Annotated in this window: 19 protein-coding genes and 2 tRNA genes; 9 read left to right on the top strand and 12 right to left on the bottom strand. The window is 57.8% G+C overall.

The annotated features are described in order from the left end of the window. Positions 1-9 precede the first annotated feature (9 nt). The 3 genes from rimO to CFBP1590_RS28155 all read right to left on the bottom strand — a co-directional run bounded on the left by rimO (position 10) and on the right by CFBP1590_RS28155 (position 2,110). Positions 10-1,353 (bottom strand): 30S ribosomal protein S12 methylthiotransferase RimO, encoded by a 1,344-nt coding sequence (gene rimO, locus CFBP1590_RS19905; protein ID WP_004879110.1) that lies wholly within the window; start codon positions 1,351-1,353, stop codon positions 10-12. 155 nt (positions 1,354-1,508) lie between these two features. Next, positions 1,509-1,796: a helix-turn-helix domain-containing protein gene (locus tag CFBP1590_RS19895; protein WP_029241688.1), complete on the bottom strand. Its 288-nt coding sequence runs from the start codon at positions 1,794-1,796 to the stop codon at positions 1,509-1,511. Then, the gene (locus tag CFBP1590_RS28155; RefSeq protein WP_029241687.1) at positions 1,796-2,110 is read right to left on the bottom strand and encodes a type II toxin-antitoxin system RelE/ParE family toxin; all 315 of its coding nucleotides are present in this window, start codon (positions 2,108-2,110) and stop codon (positions 1,796-1,798) included. The genes CFBP1590_RS19895 and CFBP1590_RS28155 overlap by 1 nt, the downstream gene beginning before the upstream one ends. Before the next feature lie 268 nt (positions 2,111-2,378). Here CFBP1590_RS28155 and CFBP1590_RS19885 point away from each other — a divergent pair, with 268 nt between their 5' ends. After that, positions 2,379-4,274, top strand: coding sequence for a potassium transporter Kup (locus CFBP1590_RS19885; RefSeq protein ID WP_088235786.1), 1,896 nt, complete (start codon positions 2,379-2,381; stop codon positions 4,272-4,274). A gap of 80 nt (positions 4,275-4,354) precedes the next feature. On the opposite strand, the gene CFBP1590_RS19880 is transcribed toward CFBP1590_RS19885, so the two are convergent. The 4 genes from CFBP1590_RS19880 to CFBP1590_RS19865 all read right to left on the bottom strand — a co-directional run bounded on the left by CFBP1590_RS19880 (position 4,355) and on the right by CFBP1590_RS19865 (position 9,030). Then, positions 4,355-5,686 carry a virulence factor family protein gene (locus tag CFBP1590_RS19880; RefSeq protein ID WP_088235785.1) on the bottom strand — a complete coding sequence of 444 codons (1,332 nt, stop codon included), beginning with the start codon at positions 5,684-5,686 and terminating at the stop codon, positions 4,355-4,357. Then, positions 5,686-8,328, bottom strand: a complete 2,643-nt coding sequence (mprF, locus tag CFBP1590_RS19875) for a bifunctional lysylphosphatidylglycerol flippase/synthetase MprF (RefSeq protein ID WP_004879119.1) — start codon at positions 8,326-8,328, stop codon at positions 5,686-5,688. Before mprF ends, CFBP1590_RS19880 begins: the two co-directional genes overlap by 1 nt. Positions 8,329-8,680: 352 nt before the next feature. Then, positions 8,681-8,757, bottom strand: a tRNA-Met gene (locus CFBP1590_RS19870). 196 nt (positions 8,758-8,953) lie between these two features. Further along, positions 8,954-9,030: transfer RNA gene (locus tag CFBP1590_RS19865), tRNA-Met, on the bottom strand. Positions 9,031-9,291: 261 nt separating this feature from the next. On the opposite strand from CFBP1590_RS19865, the gene dinB reads away from it, so the two are divergent. Then, on the top strand, positions 9,292-10,353 hold the full coding sequence (dinB, locus tag CFBP1590_RS19860; RefSeq protein ID WP_029241684.1) for a DNA polymerase IV: 1,062 nt from the start codon (positions 9,292-9,294) through the stop codon (positions 10,351-10,353). A 33-nt stretch (positions 10,354-10,386) separates the two neighbouring features. Here dinB and CFBP1590_RS19855 read toward each other — a convergent pair whose 3' ends face one another. The 4 genes from CFBP1590_RS19855 to CFBP1590_RS27900 form a co-directional block, all read right to left on the bottom strand. Further along, on the bottom strand, positions 10,387-11,343 hold the full coding sequence (locus tag CFBP1590_RS19855) for a hypothetical protein (RefSeq protein ID WP_004879123.1): 957 nt from the start codon (positions 11,341-11,343) through the stop codon (positions 10,387-10,389). A gap of 68 nt (positions 11,344-11,411) precedes the next feature. Next, the gene (locus CFBP1590_RS19850; RefSeq protein WP_058431997.1) at positions 11,412-13,127 is read right to left on the bottom strand and encodes a proline--tRNA ligase; all 1,716 of its coding nucleotides are present in this window, start codon (positions 13,125-13,127) and stop codon (positions 11,412-11,414) included. Positions 13,128-13,298: 171 nt separating this feature from the next. Next, on the bottom strand, positions 13,299-14,639 hold the full coding sequence (locus CFBP1590_RS19845) for an OprD family porin (protein WP_004879128.1): 1,341 nt from the start codon (positions 14,637-14,639) through the stop codon (positions 13,299-13,301). 131 nt (positions 14,640-14,770) lie between these two features. Continuing rightward, on the bottom strand, positions 14,771-14,938 hold the full coding sequence (locus tag CFBP1590_RS27900) for a hypothetical protein (protein WP_162876943.1): 168 nt from the start codon (positions 14,936-14,938) through the stop codon (positions 14,771-14,773). A gap of 669 nt (positions 14,939-15,607) precedes the next feature. Between CFBP1590_RS27900 and CFBP1590_RS19840 the strand changes: the two genes are divergently transcribed. After that, entirely contained in the window at positions 15,608-16,033 is a 426-nt protein-coding gene (locus CFBP1590_RS19840; RefSeq protein ID WP_004879130.1) for an HIT domain-containing protein, read from the top strand. A 2-nt stretch (positions 16,034-16,035) separates the two neighbouring features. After that, a complete protein-coding gene (locus CFBP1590_RS19835; RefSeq protein WP_029241681.1) occupies positions 16,036-16,242 on the top strand; it encodes a SlyX family protein in 207 nt (68 codons plus the stop codon). Between the two features lie 59 nt (positions 16,243-16,301). Here CFBP1590_RS19835 and CFBP1590_RS28300 read toward each other — a convergent pair whose 3' ends face one another. Then, a complete protein-coding gene (locus CFBP1590_RS28300; protein WP_122500773.1) occupies positions 16,302-16,907 on the bottom strand; it encodes a cold-shock protein in 606 nt (201 codons plus the stop codon). A gap of 459 nt (positions 16,908-17,366) precedes the next feature. Here CFBP1590_RS28300 and CFBP1590_RS19820 point away from each other — a divergent pair, with 459 nt between their 5' ends. The 5 genes from CFBP1590_RS19820 (at position 17,367) to ruvC (ending at position 22,091) form a co-directional block, all read left to right on the top strand. Then, positions 17,367-17,840, top strand: a complete 474-nt coding sequence (locus CFBP1590_RS19820) for a Dps family protein (RefSeq protein ID WP_004879132.1) — start codon at positions 17,367-17,369, stop codon at positions 17,838-17,840. 328 nt (positions 17,841-18,168) lie between these two features. Next, entirely contained in the window at positions 18,169-18,513 is a 345-nt protein-coding gene (locus CFBP1590_RS19815) for a ribbon-helix-helix domain-containing protein (RefSeq protein WP_004879136.1), read from the top strand. A gap of 289 nt (positions 18,514-18,802) precedes the next feature. Continuing rightward, entirely contained in the window at positions 18,803-20,578 is a 1,776-nt protein-coding gene (gene aspS, locus CFBP1590_RS19810) for an aspartate--tRNA ligase (protein WP_025994454.1), read from the top strand. Between the two features lie 113 nt (positions 20,579-20,691). Beyond that, entirely contained in the window at positions 20,692-21,438 is a 747-nt protein-coding gene (locus CFBP1590_RS19805) for a YebC/PmpR family DNA-binding transcriptional regulator (RefSeq protein WP_088235784.1), read from the top strand. Positions 21,439-21,566: 128 nt separating this feature from the next. Further along, positions 21,567-22,091: a crossover junction endodeoxyribonuclease RuvC gene (gene ruvC, locus CFBP1590_RS19800; RefSeq protein WP_004879140.1), complete on the top strand. Its 525-nt coding sequence runs from the start codon at positions 21,567-21,569 to the stop codon at positions 22,089-22,091. Position 22,092: the final 1 nt, after the last annotated feature.

The raw sequence follows: 22,092 nt of genomic DNA, 5'->3' as shown, positions 1-22,092 counted from the left end.
GAGCCAGCGTCAGATGATTTCGGCCCACAGGTCGTATTCATCGGCGTCGGTCACGCGGCACATGATCTTGTCACCCGGCTTGACCGTGCTGTCGTCTTCCAGGCCGATGAACACGTTACCGTCGATTTCAGGGGCATCGAAGAAGCAGCGGCCAACCGCACCGCGTTCATCGACTTCGTCGATCAGCACTTCGATCTCGCGACCGATTTTCATCTGCAGACGAGCGGCGCTGATGGCCTGCTGGTGCGCCATGAAGCGGTCCCAACGGTCCTGTTTGACATCATCCGGCACAATGGCGGCGTCCAACAGGTTGGCGGGGGCACCTTCGACCGGGGAGTACTGGAAGCAGCCGACGCGGTCCAGTTGGGCCTCGGTCAGCCAGTCCAGCAGGTACTGGAAGTCTTCTTCGGTTTCGCCCGGGAAGCCGACGATAAAGGTCGAGCGGATGATCAGGTCAGGGCACTGCTCGCGCCAGTTCTTGATGCGGGCCAGGGTCTTGTCCTCGAAGGCAGGGCGCTTCATCAGCTTGAGGACCTTGGGGCTGGCGTGCTGGAACGGGATGTCCAGGTACGGCAGGATCTTGCCGGCCGCCATCAGCGGGATCAGCTCGTCAACGTGCGGGTACGGATAAACGTAATGCAGGCGGACCCAGACGCCCATGGAACCCAGCGCCTGACACAGCTCGGTCATGCGGGTCTTGACTGGCTGGCCGTCCCAGAAACCGGTGCGGTACTTGACGTCAACGCCGTAGGCACTGGTGTCCTGCGAGATCACCAGCAATTCCTTCACGCCGGATTTGACCAGACGCTTGGCTTCGTCGAGCACATCGCCTACCGGACGGCTGACCAGCTTGCCGCGCATCGACGGAATGATGCAGAAGCTGCAGCTGTGGTTACAGCCTTCGGAAATTTTCAGGTACGCGTAGTGACGCGGTGTGAGCTTGATGCCTTGCGGCGGCACCAGATCGATCAGCGGATTGTGATCGTGGCGAGGCGGCACGACTTCGTGCACGGCATTGACGACCTGCTCGTACTGTTGAGGACCGGTCACCGACAACACGCTCGGGTGGACCTTGCGAATGACGCTTTCATCCACGCCCATGCAGCCGGTCACGATCACCTTGCCGTTTTCCGCCAGTGCCTCACCGATCACTTCCAGCGACTCAGCCTTGGCCGAGTCAATGAAGCCGCAGGTATTGACGACAACCACGTCGGCGTCTTCGTAAGTCGGAACGACTTCGTAACCTTCCATGCGCAGCTGAGTCAGGATGCGTTCGGAGTCAACGAGCGCTTTCGGACAACCCAGAGAGACGAATCCAACCTTGGGGGCGGATGGCGTGGTGACGGTGGACATGGCGAACCTCGGCGTGATGGGGCCTGGACACTACGTGCAGGCACCGATTGGGCGCTTGGTTGCGCCTCTGATCAAAAAGTGCGCAATTCTAGCGATGAGCGGGCGCTATGACCAGTGTCTGGGCGAGATTTACGACGAGTGCTGGCGGAGGTGCTTCAGCGAAGCGCCGCCAATACGTGTTCCGGGTCGTTGTGTATGGCCTTTAACAAGGCTCTGGCAGGCCCCTCAGGTTCGCGGCGACCTTGCTCCCAGTTCCTAAGCGTACCTACCGCCACGTCTATGCGTTTGGCGAAGCTCGCCTGGGATAGCCCTGTAGCCTGGCGGATCTTCTTTACCTGAACTGCATCAACGTGGAACTCGCGGGAAGGCTGGCGCTCATCGCGATCAATTTCGTCCATTTGCGTCATGCTTTCCACAAGACGATCAAAAAGATTCTTTTCCATTATTTCCACCTTCTGTTGATTGCTCGCAGCTGTGTCTTTTGCTTCGCAGTCAGGGAATCCATGATCCCTTTTCGATAGATCAAAAGCATTCGTATCTGATTGGCAGAGGATAAGTGGTAATAAATCACCCTTACCCCACCACTCTTGCCTTTCCCATGCGCAGTCCAGCGTACCTTCCTCAATCCTCCTGTGTCTTCAATCAGCGCGCCAGCTTCCGGCTGGGATGCGAGGTGCGATTGAAGCGCGCGATATTCGTCGTCGCTCAGATGAGTCCTGAGCTCTGAAGTGAATATAGGTGTTTCGATAAAAATCATGCAGTCCCTGAGGTACGTCAATGGCGTATGAGGATGTTAAGGGGTTCTTCAGAAATGAGCAACGATGCCGGCTGCCGTTCAGCTGGGTATTTCGTCAGAGCTGCAAACAAACACAACACTGCTTCTTAGAAAGAGAATTACACCCACCGCTGCGTTATGCTTCGCGCCATCGCATCCCGGCATGTCAATGTCTGGGTGGATCTGAATTGTTACGCGTTGTGAAGTTCATAGTGCTTTGAGCCTCATGTCTGGTTTCCGGGAGTAGTGGATGAGTCAAACAAACAGTCATGAAGGTTCTGGAAAGGCGGCCAGGCCTGTTGGGCTGCTGATCGCTGCGGTGGGCGTGGTGTATGGCGATATCGGCACCAGCCCGCTGTATACGCTCAAGGAGGTGTTTCAGGGCGGCTACGGGGTCGAGGTCACGCATGACGCGATTCTCGGTGTTCTGTCGCTGATTTTCTGGTCGCTGATCTGGGTGGTGTCCTTCAAGTACATGGTCTTCATTCTGCGTGCCGATAACCAGGGCGAGGGCGGCATCATGGCCCTGACGGCGCTGGCACGGCGGGCGACGGCCAGGTACCCCAAACTGCAGATGATGATGGTGGTGTTCGGCCTGTTCGGTGCGGCCCTGTTCTATGGCGACAGCATGATCACGCCTGCCGTATCCGTGTTGTCGGCGATGGAAGGTCTCGAGCTGGCGTTCGACGGGCTCGAGCACTGGATCGTGCCGATGGCATTGGTGGTGTTGATCGGTCTGTTCCTGATTCAGAGGCACGGTACGGCGCGCATCGGTGTGCTGTTCGGTCCGGTGATGGTCACCTGGTTTGTGGTGCTGGGCGCGCTGGGTGTCTACGGCATCATGCAGTCGCCGGAAGTGCTCAAGGCGGTGAATCCTGCTTGGGGCGTGCACTTTTTCATTATTCACCCTGGCATCGGTGTCGCCATTCTTGGCGCAGTGGTGCTGGCGTTGACGGGTGCCGAAGCCCTGTATGCAGACATGGGGCACTTCGGCCGCAAGCCGATTTCGCGGGCGTGGTTCATCCTCGTGTTGCCAGCGTTGCTGCTCAACTATTTCGGTCAGGGTGCGCTGGTGCTGGGCAATCCCGAGACCGTGCGCAATCCGTTTTATCTGCTGGCGCCGGGTTGGGCGCTGCTGCCACTGATCGGCCTGTCGACCATGGCGACGATCATTGCCTCTCAAGCGGTGATTTCCGGTGCGTTCTCCATGACGCTGCAGGCGATCCAGCTTGGCTACATCCCACGCATGTACATCCAGCACACCTCCAGTGATGCACAGGGCCAGATTTACATCGGCGCCGTAAACTGGGCACTGATGGCGGGCGTGATCATGCTGGTGATCGGCTTCGAGTCTTCCGGCGCGCTGGCTTCTGCCTACGGCGTGGCGGTGACCGGGACCATGCTCTGCACCACGATTCTGGTGTCTTCGGTGATGCTGCTGCTGTGGAAATGGCCGCCATTGCTGGCCGTTCCGCTATTGATAGGGCTGTTGCTGGTAGACGGTCTGTTCTTCGCTGCCAACGTGCCGAAGATTTTTCAGGGCGGTGCCTTTCCGGTGTTGGCGGGCGCGGTGCTGTTCATCCTCATGACCACCTGGAAGCGCGGCAAGCAGTTGCTCGCCGAGCGTATCGACGAAGGCGGTCTGCCGCTGCCGATCTTCATCGGCAGCATTCGCGTGCAGCCGCCGCATCGGGTGCAGGGTACGGCGGTGTTCCTGACGGCCCGTTCCGATGCCGTGCCGCATGCGCTGCTGCACAACATGCTGCACAACCAGGTGTTACACGAGCAGGTCGTGCTGTTGACGGTTGTCTACGAGGATACTCCGAGGGTTCCGGCTCAGCAGCGTTTCGAGGTCGAGTCATACGGGGAAGGGTTCTACCGCGTGATCCTGCACTTCGGGTTCATCGACGAGCCGGACGTGCCCGCTGCGCTCGCCCTGTGTCACTTGGCCGAACTGGACTTCAGCCCGATGCGGACCACCTACTTCCTGAGTCGCGAGACGGTCATTCCGTCGAAGATGGTCGGCATGGCTCGCTGGCGCGAGGCACTGTTTGCCTTCATGCTCAAGAACGCCAACGGCAACCTTCGCTTCTTCAAGCTGCCGTTCAACCGTGTGATCGAGCTGGGTACGCAAGTCGAGATGTAAGCTGGCAGATACTCCCCCGCAAACAAAAATCCCGGCGACCTTACGGTGCCGGGATTTTTTTGGCTCTGACAACTGACCGGTTATTGAGCGCCGGTCTTGCCCTGACGCTTGTTGATGGCGTTGATCAGGCGTTTGGCCAAAGCGGGGTAGTCTTCATCGAAGTGATGACCGCCGGGCAACTGGACCGCTTCACCCACTGCTGTGGTGTCGGTGCAGCCGCTGTCCTTCTTCTCTTCGATGCCATAGACGCAGAACACCTTGGCGGCAGGCAGCTTGGCCATTTCCGGTCCGGTTGTCGCTTCCTTGCCTGCGTTGCCCAGCCAGCCATCCACATGAATTTCGAAACTGCCGGAGCGCGCAAATGCCAGCAGGATGATTGCGTCTACGCGGTTCTGATCGTCCGTCGCCAGACGGTTGTAGATCGCAGGCATGACGTCGGCGCCGAACGAGTAACCGGCAAGAATGAAGCGTTTGGTGCCCCATTTCTGACGGTAGTGGTTCATCAGGTCGGTGAGGTCGACGGCGGTCTGCTCGGGCGTCTTGTGCTCCCAGTAGTAACGCAGCACGTCGATGCCGACCACCGGATAGCCCATTTTTGCCATGTCGCCTGCGACTACCTTGTCCAGATCGCGCCAGCCGCCATCACCGGACATGAACAGCGTGACGGTGTCGGATGGTTGGCTGGCCGGTACTTCAACGACTGGAATACCCAGACCCCCGCTGTCGTTTTCACCCAGCAGCAGATGACGCAGTTCGGTGTTCAGAACCTGTGGCAGCGGGATATCGTAGTCGCTGATGCTGGTATCGGCGTTGGTCTGATCCCTTACGAACGCTGCGCTCGGGTCATCCGGCGCGTCATTCCAGGCCGCCAGCCAGTGACCGTGCGGCGCTTTCTGCGGCAGCGGCACGTCACAGATGCGTGGCGGCGTGTCGCCTTCGTCCACCACCGGTGGCGGATTGGACACGTGCTCAAGGGCGAAGCCCACGGAGATGGCCTGAGCCTTGTCGTCAGTCTGTCCGGCCAGCCAGCGCCAGGCCAGCGTTGCGCCAGGGCCTATGCCGCCAACCACCAGTGCAGGACCGTCCAGTTTTTCGAGGGCATTCTGGAACGTCTTCTGCTGCATGACGCAATCGTCTTTCGGCAGAACAACCTGAACGATGCGCGCCGACGCGTCTTTGCTGATGGCCAGCAATTGCTTGTCGGTGAGCATTTCCTCGGCAGTGACAGCCAGTGCGATGCGGGTCTTGATGCTGGTGGCCGGAGTCACGCTGGTCAGCGCGGCCCCGTCATCCAGATTCGAGTGCTCAAGTGTGGCGGGTGGAGCGGGGCGGTTCCAGATCCAGACTCCCAGTGCGACCAAAAGAAGAATTACCAGAGCTGCGAGCAAAAGGCGCCAGGAGCGTCGAATCATCAGCGTTTCACCAATCCAGTCAGGCCGCCCGCAATCAGGGCGGCAGTGTCAGCCAGTGCCACGAGCGGATCGAGTCCGGCAGGCACGGCCATATAACGAGGTTCCCAGTCGGGCTGGAACTTGTCCTTGAAGCGGCGCAGCCCCTGGAAGTTGTAGAGCTGTTCTCCACGGCGGAAGATCATCGAGCCCAGACGCTGGGTCAGTGGTGCGCCGCGTCTCGGCTGCAGGCCGGACAGCGGCACCATACCCAGGCTGAAGCGGGAATAGCCCTGCGCCTTATAATGCAGAATCAACCCGACCATCATGAATTCCATGGTCAATTTGGGCGCGTCCGGATGCGAGCGCATCAGGTCCAGGCTGGCCAGTTCGTGGCTGGTGGTTTCCAGCAGGTTGGAAAACGCCACCGGCTTGCCCTGGAAGTGAACGATCGCAATGCGGAAATACTTGAGGTATTCGGGGTTGAAGCGTCCCAGAGAAAAGCCTTTCTCACGCACATTCTTGCCGGTCAGCCAGGCATCGGAGATCGCTTTGAGTTCATCGATTGGCGCTTCGCCCTGCTCGTAGATCTCCAGCGAAAGACCATCACGACCACCACGGTTCCAGGTGTAGCGCAGGTCCTTCATCTCCTTGCCTTTGGCTTCGATATCGAACTTCAGCAGGTTGACTCTTGCTTCTTCGCCCAGCTTGATCGCGGTCAGCCCGATGTCCATGTAGAACGGCAGGTTTTCAGCGCGTACCTGATAGAACACGGGGCGTGCATGGTGAACATCGCACAGGTCACGGAATTGCCAGATCAGCTCGGCGCGCTGTTGTGTCGGGCCGATAGGGTCATAAAGCGCAACGAGGCTGCGGCCGCGGTGCGAATACATCAGGAAAGCGTTGCCGGCCGGATGAAACAGAATGGCCTTGTCGCCGGTCAGTACCAGCCCGCCGTCCGGCTGGCTGGAGGCTTTGAGAATCTCGGCCGCCTTGTCCAGGTCGGCTGCGTCAGGCAGCTTGATCACGGGGCGCGCAGTGCGCAACAGCCATGTCAGGGAGACCACCACCAGCAGAACCGCGCTGCCCAGCGCCGAGCGCAGGCCGCGAGGAGCATCGGCGTCCAGCGTGAACTGCCACCACAATTGGTGGCTGTACGGCACGTCCTGATAAGCAAACAGCAGCAGCCAGATCGACGCACCGACCACGCAGACGCTGGCGATCAGGTAGAGCGGAGAAAACGGCACTTCCAGAAGGCGGCTCGGGCGATAGAACGAGCGGCGGAAGGTCATCAGCAGGACCGCAGTCAGCAGCAGAAGGCTGGCTTCTTCCCAGTCGAAGCCCTTGAGCATCGACAGCACGGCACCCACCAGCAACAGGATCACGGTGAGCACCCAGGCAGCGGACAGTCGTCGGCGCAGCCCTTGCGCCAGCAGCAGGCAGAGTACGCCGACCAGGCTTGCGCCGAAGTGCGAAGCATCGATCAGGCGGTGGGGGATCATGAACCCGACGTTTTCCAGTCGGGTGTCGATTTCAGGGGTGGCACCAGAGAAGAGCAGCACCACCCCCGACAAGAAAACCAGTAATGCCAGGATCGGTGCCGCCAGACCTGACGCGACGCGCATCGCCTGTCGGGTCGGAAGCAATCGTTGGGCTTCGGTGAACAACAACGTCAGGCATGCCAGCAGCAGCGGCAGCACGACGTAGATCAGGCGATACAGCAACAGGGCGGCCGCCAGCGGCGCAGCGCCCAGCTCATTGGCAAACGCAGCCAGCAGAATCGCTTCGAAGACGCCGACGCCACCGGGTACATGACTGAGTACGCCAGCGGCGAGCGCCAGCAGGTAGATCAGCATGAATGCACCCAGCGGAGGTGCCTGGGGCAGCAGCAGGTAAAGCACCAGAGCCGCGGCGGCCACGTCCAGCGCGGTGATCACCAGTTGGATCAGGGTCAGACGCAGGTTCGGAAGGCGCAGGGTGCGGCGACCAAGGCGTACCAGAATGTTGTGGGGGATATCCTGTTCCGGCAGGCGACGGCGATATATCGCGACCGCCAGTAAAATGCTGCCGACCAGCACCGCAGTCGCAATGACCGCGAGAACTTCGACGGGAAGCTTCAGTGCGAGCGATGCGCCGGACAGGTTGCTCAAGGTCGCCAGCGCAGCGAGTGGCGGCAGCGCACAACCCAGCGATAGGCTGGCGAACACGGTCATTCGGGCAATTTCAATCGCGCCGATACCATGTCGCGAGTACAGGCGATAACGGACCGAGCCGCCGGACAGCATCGACAGACCTACCGCATTGCCAATCGCAAACGACGTGAAACCACCGAGGATCAGCGTTTTGGTCGGCAGGTCGACGTTGGCATAGCGACTGGCCGACAGCTCGTAACCCATCAGGATGACGTAGCCGATTATCGCGGCCAGCAGCGCGCCGCCCAGAGAGGCCAGGGGCACTGCGAACAGGGAATCGTGCAGCGCGTACCAGTCCATCTCGATGAGCATGTGCCGGCAGGCGATCAATGCCAGGCCGAACAGCAGCAGCATCACGGCCAGCCCGATAGGCTGGCGATACTTGCTCAGCAACTCGCGCCACTGCAGGCGTGCGGGTTTGCCGGGTTGGTCGGCATTCACTGTTTCATTGGAATCTGACGTGTTGTCGCGCATCAATCACTCCTTGGATCGTGCGCGACAGGATGGAGGTATACAGCCAAGTTACCAATCCCTACGCAAAAAATATTTCAGGATGTTAGCGCGTCAACGCCTAACGAGCGAATAGCGAATAGAACGGGTCAATGCTGTTCAGCCGTGATTCAGGTCTGATTCAGCTTAGCCATAAGCCTATCGGCCGCATGTGAAAAAACTGTCGTAAATGGAAACATTACGTGACGTTCGTGATGATAGGGCTTCAGTGTCTGGAGCAAATAGTCTTTTTTGTCAGACAGTTACTGATATCGAGGAGGGGTTTTTTCATCAGGCACAAAAAAGGCCACTCTTTCGAGCAGCCTTCTTCGATGTTTGGTTGCGGGAGCCGGATTTGAACCGACGACCTTCGGGTTATGAGCCCGACGAGCTACCAGACTGCTCCATCCCGCGTCTGTGTGGCGGCATTCTACAGCCGAACGAGAAAGTGTCAACCCTTAATGCTCGAAAGCTGAAAATAACCTCGCTTAATGCTTGGATCCACCTACGCGTTCCGGGCTGGCCCAGCTCTTCTATATAGAAGCAGGAGGCGACGCTTTATGAGCGCGCACAAAAAAGGCCACTCTTTCGAGTAGCCTTTCTTGATGTTTGGTTGCGGGAGCCGGATTTGAACCGACGACCTTCGGGTTATGAGCCCGACGAGCTACCAGACTGCTCCATCCCGCGTCTGTGTGGCGGCATTCTACAGAGAGTTGTCGGGGTGTCAATGATTAGTTTCAAAAAAGTGCTTCTCCTTCAAGTGGTTAGCGAAGCGAAGCGGGGGTGTGAACGACCTTTGACGCCCGGCCCGCCGGGCTTCGGGTGGTGTTTACCTACGAGCAGCGATGTAAATGCGGCCTTTTCATCGCGCATTTTCAGGACGTGCGTGTCACGGGTTGATAGCAGTGAGATACTGCCTGACCATGGATATCAAAATCTCATCAGGTCATGACGCAGCGCAAAATCATCCACATCGACTGTGACTGCTTTTACGCAGCCATCGAAATGCGCGACGACCCGAGTCTGGCGGCCAAGCCTTTGGCAGTAGGGGGCTCGGCAGAGCGGCGGGGGGTTATCGCTACCTGCAATTACGAGGCGCGTGCGTACGGTGTGCGTTCTGCCATGTCCTCTCGACATGCCCTCAAGCTCTGTCCGGACCTGACCATCGTCAAGCCGCGTATGGATGCCTATAAAGAAGCATCGAAGGAAATCCAGACGATATTTCGCGATTACACCGACCTGATCGAGCCGCTGTCTCTGGATGAGGCGTTTCTGGACGTATCCGATTCGGGCCACTTTTCCGGGAGTGCGACGCGCATCGCTCAGGACATTCGGCGCAGGGTCTCGAATCAATTGCATATCACCGTATCGGCGGGCGTTGCGCCCAACAAGTTTCTGGCCAAAATCGCCAGCGACTGGAAAAAGCCGAACGGGCTGTTTGTTATCACTCCCGATCAGGTCGAGGACTTTGTCGCATCGCTGCCTGTCAACAAGCTGCACGGGGTGGGCAAGGTCACGGCCGACAAGCTGGGGCGTCTGGGGATTGTCGACTGTGCGGATCTGCGCAGCCGTAGCAAGCTGGCGCTGGTGCGTGAGTTCGGCAGTTTCGGCGAACGGCTCTGGAGTCTTGCGCATGGCATTGATGACCGGCCTGTGCAGAATGACAGTCGGCGTCAGTCGGTCAGTGTCGAGAATACTTACGACAAGGATCTGCCTGATCTGGCCAGTTGCCTGGAAAAGCTGCCTGCCTTGCTGGAGACGCTGACCCACCGCATGGCGCGAATGGAAGGCCAGTACCGGCCGGGCAAACCCTTCGTCAAAGTGAAATTCCATGACTTCACTCAGACCACGCTGGAACAGACCGGCGCAGGCAGGGATCTGGGCAGCTATGAGCAGTTACTGGCGCAGGCTTTCGCGCGGGGTGGGAAGCCGGTTCGGTTATTGGGCGTAGGGATGCGCCTGCACGACTTGCGTGCGGCACACGAGCAACTGGAATTGTTCACGCGCTAACAGGCGGCTCCGTGCGATCACGGAGCCCAATGTTCATTGCGCTTGTGCAGGAACCGCAACCAGACGGCCGGCATCCCTGGCCAGCGACTTCAGAAACTCGTTCTGCAGCTGTGGATCATTGCGCGTCAGTTCGATGAGGCTCTGTTCCAGTTCACTGGCTTCTTCTTCAAGACCAAGATCCGACAGGCGCTTGACCCGATGCACCCACTGGCTTACTTCGTCGTCTTCCAGATCGTCGTAAATCAGCGCATGTGCTTCCAGGAGTTTGCCGCGCAGTGAGTGGCTGATTGGCAGACTCTCATTGGCGTGTGCGTTGTCCTGTTCGTCTTCCACATTGATGTAGATACGAGTGACACGGCTCAGGTCCTGTTCTGCAAACGGGCTGTCCAGCAGATTGAGCCTCAGTACGCCGTTGCGGTCTGTGGCCATCTCGTGGGTGTCGTTACCCGCCTTGACCATGACCGAGCGCTCGCTCCACGGCAGGGTGGAATTCTCGATGCGCTTGTCTTTTTGCACCTCATCGATGCCCGCTAGGTTTTGCTCGGCGCGGCCATGCGAGGGCGCGTTCATGAACGGGTTCATTCCGGCAACGCCGTAGCTGATCCAGTCCTTGGTCACGCTTTCCGGCAGACTGCCCAGTGCGAAGACATTCACTACGTTGGCGCCTACGCCAGCCACGACCGCGACTGCACCGAGCGGGATTTCATAGATCTCCCGCCAGGGCTGATAGGGCGTGTAGCGGTCGTAATGGCGTGTGACTTCGAAGTCGGTGACCTCGAACGACTTATGCTCGTGGATACGCACGCGTCGTTGCGGCAACTCCAGTGTCTTGGGTTCGCCGATATCGACCTGCAAGGTGTGTTCAAGCAGTTTTCGCTCGACACGTTCCTCATGTTCGCTGCGCTGTGACAACTGATTGGCACAGCCACCGACGAGGAAAGTGCCGCAGAGAACGGCGCTGCCGAGGCTTAAGGTGCTTCGTTTGAACATGGGATCTCTTGATGCGGATGGGGCCTGTGATGAGTGGCGCATCGACAGATGCCGATGCGCCTTTTGACTCAGCGTTTCACGCGGCCCTGAATGAACGACAGCACGTCAGCAACTGCAAGGGCTTGCGGTTGCGACTCGGTACGGCTCTTGTATTCCAGATTCCCTTCGGCCAGACCCCGATCACTGACCACGATGCGATGCGGGATGCCGATCAGTTCCATGTCTGCGAACTTGATGCCCGGGCTGGTTTTCTTGTCGCGATCATCGAGCAGCACTTCAAAACCGGCGGCTTTCAGCTCGGCGTACAGTTTGTCTGTCGCTTCACGTACGGCGTCGGTTTCGTAGCGCAGCGGGATCAGGGCGATCTGGAAGGGTGCCAGTGTATCGTTCCAGATAATGCCGTTCTCGTCGCTGTTCTGTTCGATGGCCGCAGCAACCACGCGCGACACGCCGATGCCGTAGCAGCCCATGGACAGGTTGACCGGCTTACCGTTCTCGCCCAGGACCTGGCACTTCATGGCTTCGCTGTACTTGGTGCCCAGCTGGAAGATATGGCCGACTTCGATGCCGCGCTTGATTTCCAGGGTGCCCTTGCCATCGGGGCTTGGGTCGCCAGCAACCACGTTGCGCAGATCGGCAACGGTCGGAACCGGCAGATCACGCTCCCAGTTGACGCCGAAGTAGTGCTTGTCGTCGATGTTGGCACCGACACTGAAATCGCTCATCAGCGCGACCGAGCGATCGATGATGCAAGGCAGTGGCAGGTTGAGCGGGCCCAGTGAGCCTGCGCCTGCGCCGATGGCGTCACGCAGTTCGGCTTCGGACGCCATGACCAGAGGGTCTGCGACCTGCTCCAGTCTGGTGGCCTTGATTTCGTTGAGTTCGTGGTCGCCACGAATGATCAGTGCAACCAGCTTGCCTTCTTCGGCAGCATGCACCACCAGGGTCTTGACGGTCTTTTCGATCGGCAGATTGAAGCCTTCGACCAGTTGCGCGATGGTCTTGGTGTTCGGTGTGTCGACCAGACGCAGCTCTTCGGTCGGAGCAGGGCGCGACGTTTCGCGTGGCACCGCTTCGGCTTTTTCAATGTTGGCGGCGTAGTCGGAACCATCACTGAACACGATGTCGTCTTCGCCGGATTCGGCCAGTACGTGGAACTCGTGCGAGCCTGCACCACCTATCGAACCGTTATCTGCCTCGACCGGGCGGAATTTCAGCCCCAGGCGGGTAAAGACATTGCTGTACGCCTGATGCATGCGGTCGTAGGTTTCCTGCAACGAAGCATGATCGGCGTGGAACGAGTAGGCATCCTTCATGACGAACTCGCGACCGCGCATCAGGCCGAAGCGTGGGCGGATCTCGTCACGGAATTTTGTCTGGATCTGGTACATGTTGATCGGCAGCTGCTTATAGCTGTTCAGCTCGTTGCGGGCCAGATCGGTGATGACTTCTTCGTGGGTCGGGCCCAGGCAGAAATCACGTTGGTGGCGGTCGACCAGACGCATCAATTCAGGGCCGTACTGCACCCAGCGGCCGGACTCCTGCCACAGCTCTGCGGGCTGAATACCCGGCATCAGGATTTCGAGTGCGCCTGCAGCGTCCATCTCCTCGCGAACGATGGCTTCTACCTTGCGCAGCACGCGAAGGCCCATCGGCAGCCAGGTGTACAGGCCGGAGGCGAGCTTGCGGATCATGCCGGCGCGCAGCATCAGCTGATGGCTGACCACGACCGCATCGGAAGGGGTTTCTTTCTGTGTGGCGAGCAAAAATTGACTGGTGCGCATGGTTGGCCGTTGTCGGTTGCTTAGACTGGAAATGACTCGGGATTGTACGGTGATGTGCCGGTGGCGTACAGGGCAGGGCGGTCGTTCGGGGTGTGCGGCCGAGCTTTCGCGCAGGTAAGAAAAAGCCCGGCATGAGCCGGGCTTTTCGTATTGCCGAGTGCAGAACCGTGATTACAGGATCGAAATAGGGTAATCGACGATCAGGCGGAACTCGTTGACGTCGCCGTCAGCCTGAGCGTCGTTGCCACGGTGCCATGCTTGACGCATGCGGAAGGACAGGTCTTTTGCAGGGCCTGTCTGTACGACGTACTTGGCTTCCAGGTTGGTCTCGTGGTGTTTGCCGTCAGCGCCATAAATTGGGCTGCCGTCATTTTTGCGGTAAGTCGAGTTTGCAGCCAGGCCGGTGCCGTCGATGTTGTCACCATTGAGGTAACGCGTCATGAAGCTCAGACCAGGAACGCCATAGGGTGCCATGTTCAGGTCGTAACGCACCTGCCAGGACTTCTCCCCAGGACCGTTGAAGTCAGAATACTGGACGGAGTTCGCTAGGAAAATCGAGTCGCCGCCGCGGTTGTTATCGCCAATGCCTATGTAATCGAAAGGCGTATCGCCGTTAACTTTTTGGAAGGCAACGGTAACTGTGTGCGCAGCCAGAAAAGAGTAGGCTGCGGAGAGGGAGTAGGTGGTGTTGCTGATCGAGCCTGCTTTTGCGCTGCCCTCATCCGTAGTGCGGTAGAGGTTGGCGTCGAAAGCAAGAGACTGCTCGTTACCCAGCGGAAGCGCGTAGTTAACGTTTCCGTAGTACTGATTCCACACGTCTTCAAGCTTGGCTGCATAGAACGCAACGCCCAGAGCGTCGTTAATTGCGTATTTGCCGCCAGCGAAGTCTGCACTATTAGCCCGCACCCCGGCGTAGTTCGCCCAGATGCTTCCGTCATGACTTGTGTCGTTCTGACTGGTGCCGGAATAGAAGTGACCACCCTCAAGATCAAGGCCTTTGATCTCACTGCTTTGCAGGCTTATGCCGCTGGCTGTCTGTGGCAGTAGTCGAGATCCGCCGACTGCAAATACCGGGCTGGTAGGCTGCATGTCGCCGATTTTAAGCTCGGTCTTAGATACGCGGAATTTTACTGCGCCGCCCAGTTTGCCAAGCGTATCTTCGTTACCGCCATTTCGGTCGGTAACCAGGTTGGTGGATCCGGAATAAGTGTCTGGCCCCCAGAGCTTCAACCCAAAATAGCCGAACGCTTCCACACCTACGCCGACAGTACCCTGAGTGTAGCCAGAGCTGAAGTTCGTCCACAAACCTTGGGTCCAGTCACGCTGATCCTGGTTGCCGTCGCCTTTGTTGTCGCGGTTGAAATAATAATTGCGCAACTTCAGGTCAAGCGTGCTGCCTTCAACAAAACCCTTGGCCTCAGCCTGATCACTGACGAACGGTGCCGCTGTTGCCAGTTGGGCGCTGGCTGCAGTAACGGCCAGTGCGATTGCGCTCCACTTCATCACTCTCATCGTGATTGCTCCTTTGGTTTTTAGAAGGTACTCAAGCCGTCCCACCTGTTTTTTTATCTGGGCGGCCTTTTCTATTTTTATGTCGGCGGAAAAACTACCTCACGCTGACGATGCTTGCGATAGGTGCAGCCCTATCCTTTCAGAATCTTTACGGCGGTGTCGCTGAGTGCGTCATCCTTGTTGGTGCTTCGCTTGAGCTGTTTCGGGCTGTTCCAGGCAAAGGCCTCAGGGAGAGACTCTGCGCGGTCTGGCTGGTCGACAGCGTCATTGCGCGGCACGAACTGTTTTCCCTTGGTCATTTTCGCTTCTGTTTTCCGCCAGAAGCAGCGTGACCATATGGGTGATATAGCAACAAGCGTGCACAAAATTCCATCGTATGAAAAAAATTTGTGAAAAATCAGAATCAGCGTCGACTTTACGCTGTATCCGATTGTTTTAACGTGAAAATTTCCATAAGAAAATTTTCACATGCGATGCCCGGCAGGTATCAGGTTAGCCGCAGGCCCCGGATTTGTTACCGTTTCCCACCTGTATTTGTGTAAATCGCGCACCCTCAGTGTTGGCGACGCAACATCAGTGTGTGGTTTTGGTGCACCGGTCGATGTGACTGCCTGACTCTGGAGCGACGCTTGTGCGCGGTTCATGTTGATCGAGACCCTGTTTCATTTTCATGACCCGGATTCAGGTTTTTGAGCGATCAAAGCAATTCAAGTGATGGGTATCCCTGCACCCAGCGCTGTTCCTGAGGCTCGCACGCGGTTCAATTCAGTGCGGTTTCAAGGATTTCAGCTGCATTCTGGTGCGAGCGGGGCCGAGGCGTGGTCAGCCGTTGTTCACTACGTCGGTAAGATGCTGCGACCGCCCCGGGGTGAAGCCTTGCCCGATCACGCGTATCCTTTCAAAACGTCAGGCATCCTGCTGTCACAGGGCAGGGCGACTACCTAATCTGGCAATCAGGAGCTTTTATCGTGTTCGTTCTGGATTCACGTCTGCTGCAAGACACCCGGCCCTTGGGCGACTTTCCGCTATGTCGGCTTTTGCTCTCCAATGACTCGAACTACCCGTGGTTCATTCTTGTGCCTCGTCGCGCCGACATCAGTGAGGTATTTGAGCTTTCCGCGCAGGATCAGCTGCAGCTCTGGCAGGAAACCACCACTCTGTCGAAGATTCTCAAGGATCTGTTCAGCGCTGATAAGCTCAATGTTGCAGCGCTTGGCAATGTCGTCAGCCAGCTCCATATGCATGTAATCGTGCGTAAGCGCGACGACGCTGCCTGGCCTGCACCGGTGTGGGGCAAGCATCAGGCGGTTCCTTATACGGATGAGGCGTTTGCTGCCATTCGTGAAAGGCTGAAGCCTGTGTTAACGACTGATTTCCGATTTGAGGGGGAATAATCATGAACCTTGATGAGCGAGTCATGGAGCTTGAGAGCCGTCTGACCTTTCAGGACGATACCATTCAGGCATTGAATGACGTGCTGGTGGCTCAACGACGCGAGCTTGACCAGTTACAACTGCAGGTGACCGCTATGCTCAAGCGGCAGGAGGAGTTGGGCAATCAGTTCGAAACCTTCGAGGAAGATGCGCCACCACCTCATTACTGACAGACATAAAAAAACCGCGGCCTCCCATGGAGGTCGCGGTTTTTTATCGCCGTTGGAAATCAGCGGCGAGGCAGAGCTGCGATAACGTCTTCGGCTTGCAGGCCTTTGTCTCGATTCATCACCGAGAACTCGACGCGCTGACCTTCGACCAGCACGCGATGACCTTCACCGCGAATGGCGCGAAAATGCACAAAGATATCGTCGCCGGAGTCACGCGAGATAAAACCGAAGCCCTTCGAGGTGTTGAACCACTTTACGGTGCCGGTATCACGGTTACCCATGTCATGGCTCTGTGGTGCGGGCGAAGGGGACGGTCTGTAGAAGCTCACCCCAAGATGCAGGGCGACAGCTACGATGGCGGTTACCAGGCCGGCAATGATCGCTGGCTGGCCTGCTATATATTGCAGCGGAACAAGTAGCGTGAGGATTTGCAGCACGACGGCAAGAACGAGCAATGCACTGACCAGATTTTGCAGTGTGTGACGGGTGCCTCGATTCCAGTAGGGAATTACCGGAGCGAGAATCAGGTTGAGTAGCCCCAGAAAAGCCAGAAAAAGCGCGTCAGGCTGTTGCAGGTAGGGAGCGACCGCTTCGCTACGCAGGCTGGGGATGAAAGAAAGCAACAGAGCTGCTGCTCCCGTTACCAGGTGGACAATTTTCAACATTTTTAAAAAGCTCACAGGTCAAGAAGGATTACAAGAAATAGCGGGTAACGCCCGGTACGCTTCTGAACAGGAGGAGGCGTGATACACGAGCGATGGGCCAGCCTATGCGCCAAGCCGGATGACAACGCTTCAGCGACACGCGGTGTATTTAACAGCAAAGCCCGATGCTACTCAAATCAGTCGTTTACGCAGTCAAAAACAGCGTGTGGGCCGCAGCGTGAGCTGCATGATCAGTCCTCCTGCAAGTGCCGAAACAGAGCCTTCGAAAGGCTTTCTGGCGGGTTTGGCGCTTTCGGCCCTCGCGGGTGTCATGAAAAGGCCTGGCTGACGCCTCCGGTATTTCTCCTGCGCGTACGTCAGCGTCGGGCTGCACGTCGACAGAAAGCTGCACGGCTCCTCTTCTCTTGATAGAGTAGCGGCTGTTACTGCTTTCCAATCCTCACTAAAAGGACATGAAACATGGCAATCGATATTGGTATCAGTGAAGAAGATCGCAAATCGATCGTTGACGGTCTTTCGCATCTGCTTTCGGATACTTATGTGCTCTATCTCAAGACCCACAACTTTCACTGGAACGTCAGTGGGCCAATGTTTCGTACGCTCCATCTGATGTTTGAAGAGCAATACAACGAACTGGCTCTGGCAGTCGACTCCATCGCCGAGCGTATTCGTGCGTTGGGTTTTCCTGCACCGGGTACTTATTCGACCTATGCGCGTCTTTCTACCATCAAGGAAGAAGAGGGCGTGCCAAGTGCTGAAGATATGATCAAAAGTCTGGTTCAGGGTCAAGAGGCTGTTGTCCGCACGGCACGTAGTATTTTTCCGTTGTTGGATAAAGTCAGTGATGAGCCTACTGCGGACCTGTTGACGCAACGCATGCAGGTTCATGAAAAAACTGCATGGATGTTGCGTTCGATGCTTGAGTCCAAGTAACGATATCGGCGAGCGGCCCCCTGTGCCGCTCGCCAGCGCCACCCTCTGCGCTACCTCCTCTGCGTCTGGGTCGCCTGCCTTCGGTGTGACCGATTCCGTCCTTTTTCTTGCAGTCATGTAACTATCAAGTGCCTCCAAGGTGGCGTTTTGAGTTATCGCTGTTGCACGTCTTGATATTCCTTAGTCTCTTGTAGTCATGTCCTACGGTGAGCAAGTACAACCGCTGCTGGATATAAATTCATGGATCGGGCTTTATAGGTCAGGTAGTCACTTGTTTATAAATGTTTCCCTTTTTCTGTTCCGAATTTAACTAACAGAGGTTATCAAGATGATGGCACACGGTGTCGAACGCGAGGTCAAGGATTTAAGTCGTCATGCGACGATACGCGATGATCCTTTTGTCGAGGATTTCAACATGACGCTGGCACAACCCCATTCCAAGTCTGTCCGGCTCAACGGTCTGGCAACGTGTCTGCGTCTCGAGAACGTGTACTGGAACATACTGTCCGGTATTGCGAACTCCAATAACTGCTCGGTGAATGCCGTGCTTTCTTATATTGATAGAGAGGTTCATCTGCGCCATGGCGGTGTAAAGAATTTCAGCGGTCTGATTCGCGTCGTCTGTGTGGCGCACCTGTTGAAGGCCGATCGTCTGGACATGTCCCGGGCCTAGCTTGACCCCCTCATTCTGCGGGCTTGCCTCTGGCGGGCCCGAGCCTTCCCGGTGTTGCGGGTGAACCACTCGGGCGCACGGGGCAGACACGAACTTATCCTGGCGGGATAGGTTCGTTCGGCTGCACGGCATCGATTAACTCTATATAATCCTCCGCCTTGCTAACGGGCATGACTCTGCGTGGGCGAGGGCTGGCTTGAACTGTGTGCCGGTGCCTTGCACTATTGAGCGCAAGCCAGGAGCGAAAGCCCCACCGAATTTTCGAATTACGAGAAGTGAAACCACCATCATGATGCGCAGCCATTATTGCGGCCAACTGAACGAGAGCCTGGAAGGTCAGGAAATTACCCTTTGCGGATGGGTCCACCGTCGTCGTGACCATGGAGGCGTTATCTTCCTCGATATCCGCGACCGTGAAGGCATGGCTCAAGTGGTGTTCGACCCTGATCGTGCAGACACCTTCGCCGCTGCCGACCGTGTTCGCAGCGAATATGTGGTCAAGGTTGTCGGCAAGGTCCGTGCGCGTCCTGCCGGTGCCGTGAACCCCAACATGGCCTCGGGTGCCATCGAAGTGCTGGGCTATGAGCTGGAAGTGCTGAACGAGTCGGAAACCCCGCCGTTCCCGCTGAACGAATACTCCGATGTCGGCGAAGAGACCCGCCTGCGGTATCGCTTCATCGACCTGCGTCGCCCGGAAATGGCTGAAAAGCTGCGTCTGCGTTCGCGCATCACCACCAGCATCCGTCGTTATCTGGATGACAACGGCTTCCTCGATGTCGAGACGCCGATCCTGACGCGGGCCACGCCGGAAGGCGCTCGCGACTATCTGGTCCCGAGCCGCACACACCCGGGCAGCTTCTTTGCGTTGCCGCAATCGCCTCAGTTGTTCAAGCAGCTACTGATGGTTGCCGGTTTCGACCGCTACTACCAGATTGCCAAGTGCTTCCGTGACGAAGACCTGCGTGCCGACCGCCAGCCGGAATTCACCCAGATCGACATCGAGACCAGCTTTCTCGACGAGAAGGACATCATCGGTCTGACCGAGAAGATGGTCCGTCAGCTGTTCAAGGAAGTCCTTGATCTGGAATTCGGCGAATTCCCGCACATGACTTTCGAAGAAGCCATGCGCCGTTATGGCTCCGACAAGCCGGACCTGCGTAACCCGCTGGAACTGGTCGACGTGGCCGATCAGCTCAAGGAAGTCGAGTTCAAGGTATTCAGCGGCCCGGCAAACGATCCGAAGTGCCGCATCGCTGCACTGCGTGTTCCAGGCGGCGCGAGCATGCCCCGCAAGCAGATCGACGACTACACCAAGTTCGTCGGCATCTACGGTGCCAAGGGTCTGGCGTACATCAAGGTCAACGAGCGCGCCAACGGTGTTGATGGCCTGCAGTCGCCGATCGTCAAGAACATCCCTGAAGCCAACCTCAACGTGATCCTTGATCGCGTCGGTGCGGTGGATGGCGATATCGTGTTCTTCGGTGCTGACAAGGCCAAGATCGTCAGCGAAGCGCTGGGCGCACTGCGCATCAAGGTCGGTAACGATCTGAAGCTGCACACCTGCGAGTGGGCTCCGATGTGGGTCGTCGACTTCCCGATGTTCGAAGAAAACGACGACGGCAGCTTCACCGCGTTGCACCACCCCTTCACTGCACCCAAGTGCACGCCTGAAGAGCTGGAAGCCAACCCGGCCACTGCGTTGTCCCGTGCCTACGACATGGTCCTGAACGGCACCGAGCTGGGTGGCGGTTCGATCCGTATCCATCGCAAGGAAATGCAACAGGCGGTATTCCGTCTGCTGGGCATCGCCGAAGACGAGCAGCAGGAGAAGTTCGGCTTCCTGCTGGACGCTCTGAAATACGGCGCGCCACCGCACGGTGGTCTGGCGTTCGGTCTGGATCGTCTGGTGATGCTGATGACTGGCGCTCAGTCGATTCGTGAAGTCATTGCCTTCCCGAAAACCCAGAGCGCTGCGGACGTCATGACCCAGGCGCCGGGTGTCGTTGACGCCAAGGCCCTGCGTGAACTGCACATTCGCCTGCGCGAGCAGCCAAAGGCCGAGTGATGCCGGGCAGGGCGTGTCCTGGATACGCCCTGCATTGCCCGAATCGAGTGAAACTTTTTGCCTGTTGCATGGGCGAAAGGTGAAGGTGTTTCGAAAAGAATCTGGAGCGAGAAATGGCAGGTCATTCTAAGTGGGCGAACATCAAGCACCGCAAAGAGCGTCAGGATGCCAAAAAAGGCAAGATCTTCACCAAATGGATTCGTGAGCTGACCGTTGCCGCTCGTCAGGGTGGCGGCGATCCTGGCTCCAACCCGCGTCTGCGTCTGGCGTTGGACAAGGCGCTTGGCGCGAACATGACCCGTGACACCATTGATCGTGCTGTGGCGCGTGGCGTGGGCGCTTCCGATGGCGATGATGTCGAAGAGCTGGGTTATGAGGGCTACGGCCCGGGCGGCGTGGCGATCATGGTCGAAACCATGACTGACAACCGCAACCGGACTGCCGCCGCTGTGCGTCACGCGTTTACCAAATGTGGTGGCAACCTGGGGACCGACGGTTCCGTTGCCTACCTGTTCGACCGCAAGGGGCAGATATCCTTCGCTGCGGGTGTCGATGAAGACGCCTTGATCGAAGCGGCAATGGAAGCGGATGCCGATGACGTCGTGACCAATGAAGACGGCTCCATTGATGTCTTCACATCCTTTTCCGGGTTCTATGCCGTGCGTAACGCGCTGGAAACGGCGGGTTTCGAGGCGTCGGATGCGGAAATCGTCATGCTGCCGACCACCAGCGCCGTGCTTGATCTGGAAACCGCTGAAAAGGTGCTTAAGCTGATCGACATGCTTGAAGACCTGGATGACGTGCAGAACGTCTATTCGAACGCAGAAATTCCGGACGAGGTCATGGAGCAACTGGGCTGACTATCGTCAGACAAGCTGCACTGGAAGCCGGGGGAACGAAGCCGTGAGTGATTGCGGCTATCGGCCTCCGGCTTCTGCCTTTATGCTGCGCTCATTGTGTTGCGTCATCTTTTCTTGCTGCAGGCGTTATGACTCTTATTCTTGGTATTGACCCCGGTTCGCGAATCACAGGCTACGGCGTGGTGCGTGACACCGGCCGCGGCTGTGTCTACGTGGCGTCGGGCTGCATTCGCACCGGCAGTGGCGAGCTGCACGAACGTCTGCAAATCGTCTATCGCGGCGTTCGTGAGGTGATCAAGACCTACGGACCTGTGACGATGGGGATCGAAAAGGTCTTCATGGCGAAAAACGCCGATTCCGCGCTCAAGCTCGGCCAGGCCCGGGGCGCGGCCATCGTGGCGGGAGCCGAAGAAGAGCTCGAGATTGCCGAATATACGGCGACCCAGGTCAAGCAGGCTGTGGCCGGTACCGGTGGTGCCAATAAGGAGCAGGTGATGATGATGGTCATGCACCTGCTCAAACTGACCCAGAAACCACAGATCGATGCCTCCGATGCGCTGGCCATTGCGTTGTGCCATGCGCACACCCGTTCCAGTCTTCTTCCTCACGGTTTGAGCACGGCACGTAGCCGGGGCGGCAGGCTGCGTCTGTGAC

This window comes from Pseudomonas viridiflava (genome assembly GCF_900184295.1).
In the GTDB taxonomy this organism is placed as follows: Bacteria; Pseudomonadota; Gammaproteobacteria; order Pseudomonadales; family Pseudomonadaceae; genus Aquipseudomonas; species Aquipseudomonas viridiflava.
Note: the sequence above shows the minus strand (reverse complement) of the source record. Positions and strands in the feature narration are given on the sequence as shown.